Below are 13,832 nucleotides of genomic sequence, written 5' to 3'. Positions count from 1 at the left end.
CTTGGCGGGCAAAAAACAAGCCGAGGATTATACCCGAGCTATGACCTCACACGCCAGCTGAGGTCGGGTTTGATGCGGAAACATTCTGTTTTAAGAGGTCGCGCATCTGTTTTGCTATCTGAATTTGCTCTTCAGCCGACAATCCCGGCTGCCTTGCTCTCTTGATGAGCTCATCGAGGGTCTGCGTATGTTGACCCGCAGATAACCTTGTAATGGTGTCTAAAAACTGTTGTTCAAGGTTGTCGCCGTCAATTAACCACTCCTTTTCTGCGAGTGCTTTCAAAAGACGCCCTTGCTCGGTGCCATGCCAGCGGGCCATCAACTGGATTGAGTTTAGCTTAGGATTTTTCTGCACGGCCTCGATCAGGGCAATCAGCACCTGGGCATAGGTATTGCTCTCATTGGCAAAATGTTCGGCGCTTTCCACCCGGCCCGCCAATTGCGGGTGGTGGATCAGGGTGCGCAGGGCAATCAGCGTCGGGGCCTCTACGGCCACCGGCGTGCGCGGGGCGTAGGCCTCGTCGCGGTCGCCGCGCTTGCCGTTTTTGCTCCAGGGCTTTTTGTCCCATTTCTTGCCGCCGGCACCGGGTTTCTTCGGTGTCCAGTCCTGTTGAGGCACAAAGGCTTCTTGAGGCTGGTGAAAGTCGGCGTAGTCCGGCATGGCGTCGTAGTCAAAGCCGGGGTCGTAGGCCGGTGGTGCCTCCTGGGGCGCGCTATGCACCAGCTGGCTGACCGCCTCGCCGCTCAGGCCGGTGATTTCCAACAGGCGTTGGCGCATCAGGGCCTTGAGGTTGGCGCCGGGTACCTTGTCGATCAGCGGTGCTGCGAGGGTGGCCATGTGGGCCTTGCCTTCGAGGGAGCGCGGGTCGGCCTCTTCGGTCAGTTGCTGGAAAAAGTAATCGGCCAGCGGTTGTGCGTGCTGGTGGATGCGTGCGCGAAACGCATCGGTGCCTTCGGAGCGCACCAGGGTATCCGGGTCTTCGCCTTCGGGCAGGAACAGGAAGCGCGCACGGCGCCCATCCTGCAGGCTCGACAGGGTGGCTTCGAGGGCACGCCAGGCGGCATTGCGGCCGGCCTGGTCGCCGTCGAAGCAGAACAGCACGCTGGGCACCACGCGAAACAGGCGCTTCATGTGTTCTTCGCTGGTAGCGGTGCCGAGGGTCGCCACGGCATTGCGCAGGCCTTGCTGGGCCAGGGCGATGACGTCCATATAGCCTTCGACCACGATGATTTCATCGAGGTTGCGGTTGTTCTTGCGCGCTTCAAACAGGCCGTAGAGTTCCTGGCCCTTGTGAAATACCGGGGTTTCCGGGGAGTTCAGGTATTTGGGTTTGTCGTCACCCAGCACCCGGCCGCCAAAGGCGATGATGCGGCCACGGCTGTCGCGGATCGGGAACATCACCCGGTCGCGGAAACGGTCATAGCGCTTGCCGGTCTCGGCGTTTTCCACCAGCAGGCCGGCGTCGATCATGGCTTTTTGCTGCAGGGTGTCGCTGCTCAGGTGTTTGTACAGGTTGTCCCAGCCAGGCGGGGCAAAGCCCAGGCCGAAGTCGCGGGCGATTTCCCCGGTCAGGCCACGGCCCTTGAGGTAGTCCACGGCGGCCTTGCGTTGCGGATGGCTTTTCAGGGCCTGGCGATAGAACTCGGCGGCGGCGGTGAGCAGCGGGTACAGCGGCGAGTCGGTGGGTTGGCGCGGTTTGTGCGGCCGACCACTTTCTTCGCGGGGGATTTCCATGCCGGCGGCTTTGGCCAGTTCCTCGACGGCCTGGGGGAAGTCCAGGTTGTCGTGGTCCATGATAAAGCCCAGGGCATTGCCGCCCGCGCCGCAGCCGAAGCAGTAGTAGAACTGCTTGTCGGGGCTGACGCTGAACGATGGGGTCTTTTCTTTGTGGAACGGGCAGCAGGCGGTGTAGTTCTTGCCGGCCTTTTTCATTTGCACGCGCGAGCTGACAACATCGACGATGTCGGTGCGGTTCAGAAGGTCGTCAATAAAGCTCTGGGGAATTAGCCCGGCCATGGCGTTCTCGTCATCACTGCGTGTAAATGAGGGCCCGTGACGCACTCAAGGCGCCCGATAGCGGCGGCTTGATCATCGATTGTCTGTTTGGGCTGTCAGGAAGTGTATCTGTCGAGCATTCACTGACGTTAGTTCCAATCAGTCTTCGACGTGTTTGAAAGTGTTGCCCTGGAGTCCGGTCACGGCCAATGGCGGCCTCGGAAGCTCATCATGGGGCACAGTCGACCTATTGATCGCCTGCCTGGAAAATAAGTGTGCTCGTCAGTAGCCTTGATAGGCTCGTCAGAAGAGACGTGCACCGCTGGCAAAAGAGCCAGTCCTGACGTGTGAAGCTTTGTCTCGGTCGCATGGGCGGCGTCGACGGTGAAGCATCAAGCGATATCCGCAAATGCCAACAGCCCGGCTGAGGGCCGGGCTTGGCAGAAGCTTGCTACGAACGTCTGTGTATTAGTACAGACGAACGGCGCGGCGCTGTTCGCGCTGAACTTTCTTGGCGTGACGCTTAACAGCGGCTGCTGCTTTACGCTTACGCTCAGAAGTTGGCTTCTCATAAAATTCGCGGCTACGAACTTCAGCCAGAACACCGGCTTTTTCGCAGGAGCGCTTGAAACGACGCAGAGCTACGTCGAAGGGTTCGTTCTCTTTTACTTTGACGGCTGGCATCCAGAGCTACCTTCTTTCATTACCGGGAATCAACGTTCTCGTCGCAAAAAATTCGCGGCTGAGGTCGTCGGTTTTTAAGGGTTGCGGATGTTAACCCCTCATTGCCCGGAATGCAAAGCCTCTGATCGAAAACCGCTAGTCGGGAAGGGAAGTGGCGACTATTATGCGCGCCTTCAAATTCAGCCTCTACAAGGCGCAAACCCATGTTAGTACTGGGCTTAGAAACCTCCTGCGACGAGACCGGCGTCGCGCTTTACGACAGTGAACGCGGGCTTTTGGCCGATGCACTGTTCAGTCAGATCGACTTGCATCGGGCCTATGGCGGCGTGGTGCCGGAGCTCGCCAGCCGTGATCACGTCAAACGCATGTTGCCATTGATTCGCCAGGTGCTGGACGAGGCCGATTGCGTTGCCACCGAGATCGATGCCATCGCCTACACCGCCGGCCCCGGATTGGTCGGGGCCCTGCTGGTTGGGGCTTCCTGTGCCCAGGCGCTGGCATTTGCCTGGGGCATTCCAGCCCTTGGCGTGCACCATATGGAAGGCCATTTACTGGCACCGATGCTGGAAGAAAACCCGCCCGGGTTCCCGTTCGTCGCTTTGTTGGTTTCGGGAGGCCATACGCAGCTGGTTCAGGTCGACGGAATCGGTCAGTACACGCTTTTGGGCGAAACCCTGGACGATGCTGCCGGTGAAGCGTTCGACAAGACCGCCAAGATGATGGACCTCAATTATCCCGGCGGCCCGGAAATCGCGCGCCTTGCCGAAAAAGGCGTGCCCGGGCGCTATACCTTCCCGCGTCCGATGTGCGATCGCCCTGGCCTGATGTTCAGCTTCAGCGGCCTGAAAACCTTTGCCTTGAACACCTGGCAGCAAAGCGTCAGTGCCGGGGACGACGGCGAGCAAGCCCGTTGCGACATCTCTCTGGCGTTCCAGCAGGCGGTGGTGGAGACTTTGACCATCAAGTGCAAGCGCGCCTTGAAGCAGGCCGGCATGAAGCGCCTGGTCATCGCTGGAGGCGTCAGTGCGAACAAGGCGTTGCGCCTGTCACTGGAAAAGATGCTCGGCGACCTCAAGGGCGAGGTGTTCTACGCGCGCCCCGAGTTCTGCACCGATAACGGCGCGATGATTGCCTTCGCCGGCTGCCAGCGCTTGCAGGCTGGCCAGCATGAGAGCCTGGCCATCAGCGTGCAGGCGCGCTGGCCGATGGAGCAGTTGCCGCCGTTGTGAGCGACGAACATGAGCCGGGTTCAGCGGGCGTATTTAAAAATGCCGTTCGCGCCCGGCAAACAGGTCGCGTAAATTGCCGCGATGGCGCCATACAATCAGCAGGGTGAGTACGCTCATCGGCAGCAGGGCCGCAGGCTCCTGCCAGGCCAGCAATGGCAGGGTCAGGGGGGTGGCGATCAAAGCCGCGAGGGAGCTGGTGCGGGTCAGGTAGAACGTCAGCAGCCAGGCGAGCACCGCCAGCAGCGCCGCCGGTGGATAGATCCCCAGCAGCATGCCGGCCGCCGTCGCGACGCCCTTGCCACCGCGAAAGCGAAAGTACAGCGGGAACAGATGGCCGAGCACGGCACACACGCCGATCCAGGCCTGTTGTTGCAGGGAAAGGCCGGCGAGGTCGGCGATCAGTACGGGTAAAAGGCCTTTGCAGACGTCGCCAAGCAGCGTGAGTACGGCGAGTTTCTTGCCGGCCAGGCGCAACATATTGGTGGCGCCGGCATTGCCTGAGCCACCCATGCGCGGGTCGGGACTTCCCGTCAGGCGGCTGAGCAAGATGGCAAAGGACAGCGAGCCGAGCAGGTAGGCGAGGGTCGCCAGTAACCAAGACATGCTAACTATTCCGGGCGAGGACGCCTTGATTCTAACGGGGCATTGCGCCCTTGTCGTGCTGTGGAGAAGAGTGCTTGGACAGAGTGTTTATCGAAGGCCTGGAAGTCGACACCGTGATCGGGGCCTACGACTGGGAGCGAGGTATCCGTCAATGCCTGCGCCTGGACCTGAGTTTCGCCTGGGATAATCGCCCGGCCGCAGCCGGTGATGACCTGACCCTGGCCCTCGATTACGCCAGTGTTTCCACGCGCATCCAGGCCTTTGCCGCGCAGGCGCAATTCCAACTGGTGGAAACGTTCGCCGAACGCCTGGCGCAGGTCTTGATGGAAGAATTCCAGATCCCCTGGCTGCGCCTCAAGTTGACCAAGCCCGGTGCCGTCCCGGCTGCCAAGGGCGTGGGCGTGGAGATCGAGCGCGGATGTCGCTAACTCAGGTTTACCTTGGCCTTGGCAGCAATATCGAGCGCGAGCCCCATTTGCATGCGGGTCTTGAGGCGTTGGATGGCTTTTTGACCGATATGCGCTGTTCCGCCGTATTTGAAAGTCAGCCGGTGGGGATCAAGAGCGGGCCGTTCTTCAACCTGGTGGTCTCGGCGTACACCGATTTGCCGTTGATGGAGTTGGATCGCCGCTTGAAATCCATCGAGGCCGACAATGGCCGTTATGCGCCAGATCGCAAGGGCCTGCCCCTGGATATCGATGTGTTGCTGTATGGCGACCTGACGGGTAATTTTGACGGGCTGGTGTTGCCACGCGCAGAAATCCTGAAGAACGCCTTTGTGCTGTGGCCGCTGTCGTTGATGGCGCCCGAGCGCGTGCATCCTGAAGTGGGCAAGACGTTTGCCGCGTTGTGGCGCGACGCGCAGATCGATCAGGTGCTGGCCCCGGTTGCCTTCAAATGGCGCGACCAGCAGCTCACCCCGGACCTGTAGGCGTCGGCTTGCCGCTCTGGCTTGCGGTGATATTACTGACGCCATCGCGGGCAAGCCCGCTCCTACACTGAATGCTGTTCTTTGTAGGCTTTCAGGGCGTTGAGCCGTTCGCGCTTGAGGGCTTCGCCCAGTTGCGGGCCCTTGAAGCCTTTCTCCAGCAGTGGCGCCACTGCAACGCCTCGTGCCACCTGTGCGGCACCCCGTAAATAATCCGCCTGTGGATAACTTCGCTGCTCAAGGCCCTTGCGGCCTCGCGCGTCCATTTCGCAGGCGACGACAAACTCTTCAAAGCGCTGTGGCCGGCGGAAGACGTCAAAACTCTGCAGCAACTCCAGCAGGGTCGAGGCTTTCAGCTCCAGTGCCCGATGGCCATGGGTGTGATACTCGCCGACCAGTAGCGCCAGTTCCTGACAGTCTTTTGGCACTTTGAAGCGTTCATTGACCGCCCTGATCAGCTTCAGGCCCCGCTGTTCGTGAGCGATATGCCTGGGTAACTTATCCACAGGGGTCAGGCCCTTGCCCAGGTCATGCAGCAGGCAGGCCCAGCGCACGGTCAGGGGTTGGGCGTGCAGGGCGGCCTGCTCCAGCACGCTCAGGGTATGGATGCCGGTATCGATCTCGGGATGGTGGGCTTCGGGTTGGGGCACACCAAACAGCGCATCCACTTCCGGCAGCAGGGTTTTCAGGGCATGGCAGTCGCGCAGTACCTGGATAAATACCTGTGGCTGATCTTCCATCAGGGCCCGGGAAATTTCCTTCCAGCTGCGTTCCGGCGTCAGGGCTTCCAGTTCGCCGGAGTCACTGAGCTGGCGCATCAATTCCAGGGTTTCGGGGGCGATAGTAAAACCGAGGCTGGCATAACGTGCGGCAAACCGTGCAACCCGCAGTACACGCAGGGGATCTTCGGCGAACGCCGGGGAAACGTGGCGCAATACCCGGGCTTGCAGGTCGCGTTGGCCGTTGTACGGATCGGTCAGGTTGCCGTCGTCGTCTTCGGCCATGGCGTTGATGGTCAGGTCGCGACGGATCAGGTCTTGTTCGAGGGTGACGTCAGGGCTGGCATGAAACACAAAGCCGCCATAGCCCCGGCCGCTTTTGCGTTCGGTACGGGCGAGGGCGTACTCCTCGTTGTTGTCTGGGTCCAGAAACACCGGAAAGTCAGAACCCACGGGCCGATAGCCCCTGGCGAGCATTTCTTCGGTGGTGGCCCCGACGACGACCCGGTCGATATCGGTCACGGGAATGCCCAGCAAGCGATCACGTACCGCTCCACCGACTGTGTAGATTTGCATGAAAAAGCCTCCATTAGCCCTACAGGATAACGCCTGCGCCAGGCCAATGGAGGCATTGCTGCGTCAAAGGTGAACCACGGCCAGGTCCAGGCGGCCGTAATCGTTGTCGTTGTGTTCGTTGCGCGGCGGAACATGGTGGGTCTTCATCACTTGGTCGCCTTGCAGGGTCTCCAGGTGGATATCGAAGCCCCATAGCCGGTGCAGGTGCTTGAGCACTTCGTCCGTGGACTCTCCCAGGGGTTTGCGGTCATGTTGCTGGTGGCGCAGGGTCAGGGAGCGATCCCCGCGCATATCGATGCTGTAGATCTGCACGTTGGGCTCGCGGTTGCCCAGGTTGTATTGGGCCGCCAGGGTTTCGCGGATGGTGCGGTAACCGGCTTCGTCGTGGATCGCGGGCACCAGCAGGTCGTCCTTGAGGTCGTCGTCCATAATGCTGAACAGCTTGAGATCGCGAATCACCTGGGGCGACAGGTACTGCAGGATAAAGCTCTCGTCCTTGAAGCTGCTCATGGCGAACTTGATGGTCGATAGCCAGTCGCTGCCGGCGATCTCCGGGAACCAGCGGCGATCCTCTTCGGTGGGGTGTTCGCACATGCGCCGGATATCCCGATACATGGCAAAGCCCAGGGCATAGGGGTTGATGCCGCTGTAGTAGGGGCTGTCGAAGCCTGGCTGGAAGACCACGCTGGTATGGGAGGTGAGGAACTCCATCATGAAGCCGTCGGTCACCAGGCCTTCGTCGTAGAGGTCGTTCATCAGGGTGTAGTGCCAGAACGTGGCCCAGCCCTCGTTCATCACCTGGGTCTGGCGTTGTGGGTAGAAGTACTGGGCGATCTTGCGCACGATCCGCACGATTTCCCGCTGCCAGGGCTCCAGCAGCGGCGCGTGTTTTTCCAGGAAATACAGGATGTTTTCCTGGGGTTCGACGGGGAAGCGTGCATTGTCTTTGTCGCTGTTCTTGTCGGCGCGTTTGGGGATGGTGCGCCACAGGTCGTTGATCTGCTTTTGCAAATGCTCTTCACGGTCCTTCTGCCGTAGCCGTTCTTCCTCGGCAGAAATGGGGTAGGGGCGTTTGTAGCGGTCCACGCCGTAGTTCATCAAGGCATGGCAGGAATCCAGCAGGTCTTCCACGGCGTCGATCCCGTGGCGCTCTTCGCATTGCATGATGTACTGCTTGGCGAACACCAGGTAATCGATGATCGAACTGGCGTCGGTCCAGGTGCGGAACAGGTAGTTGCCCTTGAAAAAGCTGTTGTGGCCATAGCACGCATGGGCCACCACCAGTGCCTGCATGCAGATGGTGTTTTCTTCCATCAGGTAGGCAATGCACGGGTCGGAGTTGATCACGATTTCATAGGCCAGCCCCATCTGGCCGCGGGTGTAGGACTTCTCGGTGCTGAGGAAGTGCTTGCCATAGGACCAATGGTGATAGCCCAGGGGCATGCCCACCGAGGCGTACGCGTCCATCATTTGCTCGGCGGTGATCACTTCGATCTGGTTGGGATAGGTATCCAGGGCATAACCGGCCGCAATGCGGCTGATTTCCCGGTCATAGGCCTGGATCAGTTCAAAAGTCCATTCGGACCCCGTGGAAATGGGTTGGCGCTTATGCTCTTTGGCGGTCATGTCACTAACCTGCGCTGGAAGAGTTCACGGAAGACCGGATAGATATCGCCGGCCGAGACCAGTTGTTGCTGGGCGAAGGTGTCGGCGAAGGCTTCACCGATGCGCTCGTATTCAAACCACAGGGCCTGGTGCTCGCGGGGGGTAATCTCCACATAAGTGTAGTACTGCACGAACGGCATGATCTGGTTGATCAGGATGTCGCGGCAGACGGGCGAGTCGTCGTTCCAGTTGTCGCCGTCGGAGGCCTGGGCGGCGTAGATGTTCCATTCGTTGGCTGGGTAGCGTTCAGCCATGATTTCCTGCATCAGCTTCAGCGCGCTGGACACGATGGTGCCGCCAGTCTCCCGCGAATAGAAAAACTCTTCTTCGTCGACCTCGCGGGCGCTGGTGTGATGGCGAATAAAGACGACGTCGATCTTGTCGTAGTTCCGCTTGAGAAACAGGTACAGCAGGATAAAGAAGCGCTTGGCGATGTCCTTGGTCGCCTGGGTCATGGAGCCGGAAACGTCCATCAGGCAAAACATCACGGCCTTGGAGCTGGGGTTGGGTTGCTTGACCAGCAGGTTGTATTTCAAATCGAAGGTGTCGAGGAACGGCACACGGTGAATGCGTGCGCTGAGTTTCTCGATTTCCGTTTCGATTTCCTGGATATCGCCGAAGTTGTCTGGCTCTTCGCGCTTCAATCGCGCCAGTTCTTCCTTGGCCTCCCTGAGTTTGGCGCGGCTGCTGCCTGAGAGGGCAATCCGTCGCGCGTGGGCCGAGCGCAGGGTGCGGATGATATTGATCCGCGAGGGGTTGCCCTCGTTGCTGATACCGGCGCGGACGGTCTTGAAGGTGTCGGTGCCGGTCAGGTTGCGTTTGACCAGGTTGGGCAGTTCCAGGTCCTCGAACATGAATTCGAGAAACTCCTCCTGGGTGATCTGGAATACGAACTCGTCCATGCCTTCGCCGGAGTTACCGGCCTTGCCCGGGCCTTTGCCACCGCCGCCACCCTGAGGGCGCTGGATATGCTCGCCGCTGGTGAATTCCTTGTTTCCCGGATGAACCACGGTCTGTTTGCCGCCACGGCCGTGATGCAGTACCGGTTCGTCGATATCCCGGCCGGGAATGCTGATCTGCTCGCCGTGCTCCATATCGGTAATGGAGCGGCGACTTACCGCCTCTTCGACGGCCTTTTTGATGTGGTCGCGGTAACGCCGCAGGAAACGCTGGCGGTTTACCGTGCTCTTGTTCTTGCCATTGAGGCGTCGGTCGATCACATAGCTCATAGGGAGCCCTCCGGGCAGCTTCACGTTACAAGCTTCAAGCCGCGAGCTGGAAGCTTAGAGACAAGCGGTCAGCTGCCAGGCCAGGGGCCCGGCAGCATGCGCTTGTCGCTGCCTTACTGCGATTTGCGAACCCGCAGGTACCACTCGGAGAGCAGGCGCACCTGTTTGTCGGTGTAGCCGCGCTCGACCATTCGTGTCACGAAGTCGTTGTGTTTTTGCTGGTCCTCCTTGCTGGCCTTGGCGTTGAAGCTGATGACCGGCAGCAGATCCTCGGTGTTGGAGAACATTTTCTTCTCGATGACCACCCGCAGCTTCTCGTAGCTGAGCCAGGTAGGGTTCTTGCCGTTGTTGTTGGCCCGGGCGCGCAGTACGAAGTTGACGATTTCGTTGCGGAAATCCTTCGGGTTGCTGATGCCGGCCGGTTTTTCGATCTTTTCCAGCTCTTCGTTGAGGGCTACGCGGTTGAGGATCTCGCCGGTCTCCGGGTCGCGGTATTCCTGGTCCTGGATCCAGAAGTCGGCGTACAGCACGTAGCGGTCGAAGATGTTCTGGCCGTATTCGCTGTAGGACTCCAGGTAGGCGGTCTGGATTTCCTTGCCGATGAACTCGATATAGCGTGGCGCCAGGTACTCCTTGAGGAAGCGCAGGTAGCGCTCGCGGGTTTCAGCCTGGAATTGTTCCTGTTCGATCTGCTGCTCTAGCACATAGAGCAGGTGCACCGGGTTGGCGGCGATCTCATGGGGGTCGAAGTTGAAGACCTTGGACAGGATTTTGAAGGCGAAGCGGGTCGACAGGCCGTTCATGCCCTCATCGACGCCCGCCGTGTCGCGGTATTCCTGGATCGACTTGGCCTTGGGATCGGTGTCCTTGAGGTTCTCCCCGTCATAAACGCGCATTTTCGAGTAGATATTCGAGTTTTCCGGTTCCTTGAGGCGCGACAGCACGGTGAACTGGGCGAGCATCTTCAGGGTGTCTGGCGCGCAATGGGCCTTGGCCAGGGAGCTGTTGAACAGCAGCTTGTCGTAAATCTTGATTTCATCGCTGACCCGCAGGCAGTACGGCACCTTGACGATGTAGATCCGGTCGATGAAGGCTTCGTTGTTCTTGTTGTTGCGGAAGGTGTGCCACTCCGATTCGTTGGAGTGGGCCAGCAAGATGCCGGTGAACGGAATCGCCCCCAGGCCTTCGGTGCTGTTGTAGTTGCCTTCCTGGGTCGCGGTGAGCAGTGGGTGCAGCACCTTGATCGGCGCCTTGAACATCTCCACGAACTCCATCAGGCCCTGGTTGGCCCGGCACAGTGCGCCCGAGTAGCTGTAGGCGTCAGCGTCGTTCTGCGGGAACTCCTCCAGTTTGCGGATATCGACCTTGCCCACCAGCGCCGAAATATCCTGGTTGTTCTCATCCCCCGGTTCGGTCTTGGCCACGCCGATCTGGTTGAGGATCGACGGATAGAGTTTCACCACCCGGAACTGGCTGATATCGCCGCCGAATTCGGCCAGGCGCTTGGTGGCCCAGGGCGACATGATGGTGTTGAGATAGCGCCGTGGGATACCGAAGTCCTCTTCGAGGATCGCGCCGTCTTCGGTGGCGTTGAACAGGCCAAGGGGCGACTCGAACACCGGAGAGCCCTTGATCGCGTAGAACGGCACCTTTTCAATCAGTTGCTTGAGTTTTTCGGCCAGGGAAGATTTACCGCCGCCCACGGGGCCGAGCAGGTAAAGGATCTGTTTCTTCTCTTCCAGGCCCTGGGCGGCATGGCGGAAGTAGGAGACGATCTGGTCGATGCATTCTTCCATGCCATGGAAGTCTTCAAAGGCCGGGTAGCGGCGGATCACCTTGTTGGAGAAGATTCGCGACAACCGCGAGTTGTTGGCGGTGTCTACCAGTTCCGGCTCGCCAATCGCCAGTAGCAGGCGCTCGGCGGCAGATGCGTAGGTGCTGCGGTCCTTTTTGCACAGCTCAAGATACTCTTGCAGCGTGAGTTCTTCTTGCTGTGTGGACTCGAAGCGTTGTTGGAAGTGGCTAAAAATACTCATGACGTCGTCACCTCGCTCGATACCTGGAGCCGACGCTGGATCAATCAGTCGATGCTGGCAGCCATTGGCGTTTGCCGTGGCCATTTCCCCCCAGAACACCCTGAAACGCTACCGATGACCCGCACGCCGGTGTACCGGCTCTCCCCTGTTTTGGATGGCCTGCGCTTAATGATAGTTGGGAATCCGGGAGGTCAAGGCGAGATGCCCAATTAGTTTGGGCGCGCCGTTCGTCAGAAACGGCGCGAGCCCAAGCGTCACGCGGGGTAGCGGGGTTTGAAAAAAATTATTGCGAATCGCCGCTAACCATTTCCGCAGGATACGTCGTACGCCACAGCTCAAAGCCGCCGTCCAGGCTGTAGACATCGGAGAAGCCCTGGCTGACCAGATAAGCCGCCGCACTCTGGCTGGAGTTGCCGTGATAGCAGGCCACGATCACGGGGGCGTCGAGGTCGGCGGCGCGGATGAAATCGGCAATGTTGTGGTTGTCCAGGTGCCGTGCGCCGGTGATGTGGTTCAGCGCGTAGGCCTGGGGATCACGGATATCCACCACCACGGCGCCTTGCTCACGCAGGGCCTGGGCTTGTTCGGGAGGGATACGTTTGAATTCACTCATGGCGGGCTCCTTGGGCGGGCGGCAAGCGGCGTCTAGCGCTTGGCGGCAGCTGGTAGTGTAACGGGAAGGGGGGATTGGCACTGGCAGCTCAGGCGCTCGCCGGTGTCGATGTTCATCAGGGTCATGGCCCCGCCCCACACGCAACCGGTGTCGAGGGCAAATACGCCGGGTTCGTCGCAGCGGCCTTCAAGGGCGGCCCAGTGACCGAAGATGATCTTCGTGTCGCGGGTCTTGCGTTCTGGGTGGGCGAACCAGGGTTTGTAGCCGGGCAGGGCGGTTTCGGCGCCTTCCTTGCTCTTGAGGTCGAGTTTGCCTTCGGCGGTGCAGAAACGCATGCGCGTGAAGTAGTTGGTGATGACCCGCAGGCGGGCGGCGCCTGTCAGGTCGTTATCCCACTTCAGCGGTTCATTGCCGTACATGCCGTCCAGATAGGTGGCGAACAGGGTGTCATCAGCCAGGGCGGCTTCGACCTCGGCGGCACATTTAAGGGCTTTTTTCAGGGTCCATTGCGGTGGGATGCCGGCATGCACCAGGGCGGTATTACGGCTCTCATCGTAATGCACGAGCTTTTGCCGGCGCAGCCAGTCGAGCAACTCGGCGCGATCCGGGGCCTCGAGGACTTCCCGCAGGGTGTCGCCCTTTTTCAGGCGCTCGATATTATTGCCTGCCGCCAACAGGTGCAGGTCGTGGTTGCCCAGCACGCAGACCAGGGAATCGCGCAGGCGATACAGGTAGCGCAGGGTTTCCAGGGATTGCGGGCCGCGGTTGACCAGGTCGCCCACCAGCCACAGGCGATCCCTGGCCGGGTCGAAAGCTACCCGGTCAAGCAGGCGTTTGAGCGGCTCCAGGCAGCCTTGCAGGTCGCCGACAGCATAGGTTGCCATCAGTGCAGGGCTCCGGGCACCGCCAGGCGGAAGGGGGCAATGATGGCGTCGAAGTGCTTGCCGTCTTCGGCCAGCATCTGGTAGCTGCCTTGCATCGTGCCGACCTTGGAGGTCATCACGGTGCCGCTGCTGTAGGTGTGGCTGGCGCCGCTGTCGATCAGAGGCTGTTGGCCGATGACACCGGCCCCGCGCACTTCCTCGACATGGCCGTCGCCGTCGGTGATGACCCAGTGCCGCGACAGGAGCTTGGCGGGCACCTGGCCATTGTTCTTCACCGTGACGGTGTAGGCAAAGGCAAAGCGATTCTGTTCGGGTTGCGATTGTTCCGCCAGGAAGCGGGTGACGACGCTGACGTCGATCTGATAGCGAGGATCGGACATGCAAGAGGCCTTAAGAGCAAAAGCGGAGGACAGCAGATGCGGCTCAGTCTAGGCCATGAGGTGGGCACTAGGCCAGATATGTGTCTGACCTGGTAAGCGATGGCGTCCTGGCAGATGACGAAGGGCTATCAGTGTAGCGCGGCTCAAATGTGGGAGCTGGCAAGCCCGCACGCATTGGAACTGCGGCGGGCGCTGGGAGTGGGGCCAGCAAAAATAAGTGTGGGAGCTGGCTTGCCTGCGATGGCGGTGGGTCAGTCGCTATATCCTTGGCTGACACACCGCCATCGCAG

Annotated in this window: 13 protein-coding genes; 3 read left to right on the top strand and 10 right to left on the bottom strand. The window is 60.1% G+C overall.

Going from position 1 to position 13,832, the window contains the following annotated elements; translation table 11 throughout:
• Window positions 1-46: 46 nt before the first annotated feature.
• Together dnaG and rpsU are read right to left on the bottom strand one after the other, a co-directional pair.
• Complete coding sequence (gene dnaG, locus AC07W7_RS18470; RefSeq protein WP_076962243.1) at window positions 47-2,017, bottom strand: DNA primase; 1,971 nt, start codon at window positions 2,015-2,017, stop codon at window positions 47-49.
• 447 nt (window positions 2,018-2,464) lie between these two features.
• On the bottom strand, window positions 2,465-2,680 hold the full coding sequence (rpsU, locus tag AC07W7_RS18465; RefSeq protein WP_002551877.1) for a 30S ribosomal protein S21: 216 nt from the start codon (window positions 2,678-2,680) through the stop codon (window positions 2,465-2,467).
• A gap of 203 nt (window positions 2,681-2,883) precedes the next feature.
• Here rpsU and tsaD point away from each other — a divergent pair, with 203 nt between their 5' ends.
• Entirely contained in the window at window positions 2,884-3,909 is a 1,026-nt protein-coding gene (gene tsaD / locus AC07W7_RS18460) for a tRNA (adenosine(37)-N6)-threonylcarbamoyltransferase complex transferase subunit TsaD (protein ID WP_076962242.1), read from the top strand.
• Between the two features lie 33 nt (window positions 3,910-3,942).
• Here tsaD and plsY read toward each other — a convergent pair whose 3' ends face one another.
• Window positions 3,943-4,512: a glycerol-3-phosphate 1-O-acyltransferase PlsY gene (gene plsY, locus AC07W7_RS18455; RefSeq protein WP_076962241.1), complete on the bottom strand. Its 570-nt coding sequence runs from the start codon at window positions 4,510-4,512 to the stop codon at window positions 3,943-3,945.
• A 74-nt stretch (window positions 4,513-4,586) separates the two neighbouring features.
• On the opposite strand from plsY, the gene folB reads away from it, so the two are divergent.
• A complete protein-coding gene (folB, locus tag AC07W7_RS18450; protein ID WP_076962240.1) occupies window positions 4,587-4,940 on the top strand; it encodes a dihydroneopterin aldolase in 354 nt (117 codons plus the stop codon).
• Window positions 4,931-5,443, top strand: coding sequence for a 2-amino-4-hydroxy-6-hydroxymethyldihydropteridine diphosphokinase (folK, locus tag AC07W7_RS18445; protein WP_076962239.1), 513 nt, complete (start codon window positions 4,931-4,933; stop codon window positions 5,441-5,443). Before folB ends, folK begins: the two co-directional genes overlap by 10 nt.
• Before the next feature lie 62 nt (window positions 5,444-5,505).
• On the opposite strand, the gene AC07W7_RS18440 is transcribed toward folK, so the two are convergent.
• The 7 genes from AC07W7_RS18440 to apaG all read right to left on the bottom strand — a co-directional run bounded on the left by AC07W7_RS18440 (window position 5,506) and on the right by apaG (window position 13,542).
• A complete protein-coding gene (locus tag AC07W7_RS18440; RefSeq protein WP_169865942.1) occupies window positions 5,506-6,735 on the bottom strand; it encodes a multifunctional CCA addition/repair protein in 1,230 nt (409 codons plus the stop codon).
• A gap of 63 nt (window positions 6,736-6,798) precedes the next feature.
• A complete protein-coding gene (locus tag AC07W7_RS18435) occupies window positions 6,799-8,361 on the bottom strand; it encodes a SpoVR family protein (RefSeq protein WP_038443818.1) in 1,563 nt (520 codons plus the stop codon).
• A complete protein-coding gene (locus tag AC07W7_RS18430) occupies window positions 8,358-9,629 on the bottom strand; it encodes a YeaH/YhbH family protein (protein WP_076962237.1) in 1,272 nt (423 codons plus the stop codon). The genes AC07W7_RS18435 and AC07W7_RS18430 overlap by 4 nt, the downstream gene beginning before the upstream one ends.
• A 113-nt stretch (window positions 9,630-9,742) precedes the next feature.
• Window positions 9,743-11,665: a PrkA family serine protein kinase gene (locus tag AC07W7_RS18425; RefSeq protein ID WP_076962236.1), complete on the bottom strand. Its 1,923-nt coding sequence runs from the start codon at window positions 11,663-11,665 to the stop codon at window positions 9,743-9,745.
• 283 nt (window positions 11,666-11,948) lie between these two features.
• Complete coding sequence (gene glpE, locus AC07W7_RS18420) at window positions 11,949-12,278, bottom strand: thiosulfate sulfurtransferase GlpE (protein WP_169901642.1); 330 nt, start codon at window positions 12,276-12,278, stop codon at window positions 11,949-11,951.
• Window positions 12,279-12,310: 32 nt separating this feature from the next.
• Complete coding sequence (locus AC07W7_RS18415; RefSeq protein ID WP_495039854.1) at window positions 12,311-13,162, bottom strand: symmetrical bis(5'-nucleosyl)-tetraphosphatase; 852 nt, start codon at window positions 13,160-13,162, stop codon at window positions 12,311-12,313.
• Window positions 13,162-13,542 carry a Co2+/Mg2+ efflux facilitator ApaG/CorD gene (apaG, locus tag AC07W7_RS18410; RefSeq protein ID WP_076962233.1) on the bottom strand — a complete coding sequence of 127 codons (381 nt, stop codon included), beginning with the start codon at window positions 13,540-13,542 and terminating at the stop codon, window positions 13,162-13,164. Before apaG ends, AC07W7_RS18415 begins: the two co-directional genes overlap by 1 nt.
• Between the last annotated feature and the right edge of the window lie 290 nt (window positions 13,543-13,832).

The organism is Pseudomonas sp. GW821-FHT01D09 (assembly GCF_059422465.1).
The sequence above is the reverse complement of the archived record's forward strand: the minus strand, read 5'-3'. Positions and strand labels throughout refer to the sequence as shown.

Bases quoted from the DNA above. Each gene is read 5' to 3' on its own strand.
- dnaG (WP_076962243.1), bottom strand. From the start codon at position 2,017: ATGGCCGGGCTAATTCCCCAGAGCTTTATTGACGACCTTCTGAACCGC.
- rpsU (WP_002551877.1), bottom strand. From the start codon at position 2,680: ATGCCAGCCGTCAAAGTAAAAGAGAACGAACCCTTCGACGTAGCTCTG.
- tsaD (WP_076962242.1), top strand. From the start codon at position 2,884: ATGTTAGTACTGGGCTTAGAAACCTCCTGCGACGAGACCGGCGTCGCG.
- plsY (WP_076962241.1), bottom strand. From the start codon at position 4,512: ATGTCTTGGTTACTGGCGACCCTCGCCTACCTGCTCGGCTCGCTGTCC.
- folK (WP_076962239.1), top strand. From the start codon at position 4,931: ATGTCGCTAACTCAGGTTTACCTTGGCCTTGGCAGCAATATCGAGCGC.
- AC07W7_RS18440 (WP_169865942.1), bottom strand. From the start codon at position 6,735: ATGCAAATCTACACAGTCGGTGGAGCGGTACGTGATCGCTTGCTGGGC.
- AC07W7_RS18435 (WP_038443818.1), bottom strand. From the start codon at position 8,361: ATGACCGCCAAAGAGCATAAGCGCCAACCCATTTCCACGGGGTCCGAA.
- AC07W7_RS18430 (WP_076962237.1), bottom strand. From the start codon at position 9,629: ATGAGCTATGTGATCGACCGACGCCTCAATGGCAAGAACAAGAGCACG.
- AC07W7_RS18425 (WP_076962236.1), bottom strand. From the start codon at position 11,665: ATGAGTATTTTTAGCCACTTCCAACAACGCTTCGAGTCCACACAGCAA.
- glpE (WP_169901642.1), bottom strand. From the start codon at position 12,278: ATGAGTGAATTCAAACGTATCCCTCCCGAACAAGCCCAGGCCCTGCGT.
- AC07W7_RS18415 (WP_495039854.1), bottom strand. From the start codon at position 13,162: ATGGCAACCTATGCTGTCGGCGACCTGCAAGGCTGCCTGGAGCCGCTC.
- apaG (WP_076962233.1), bottom strand. From the start codon at position 13,542: ATGTCCGATCCTCGCTATCAGATCGACGTCAGCGTCGTCACCCGCTTC.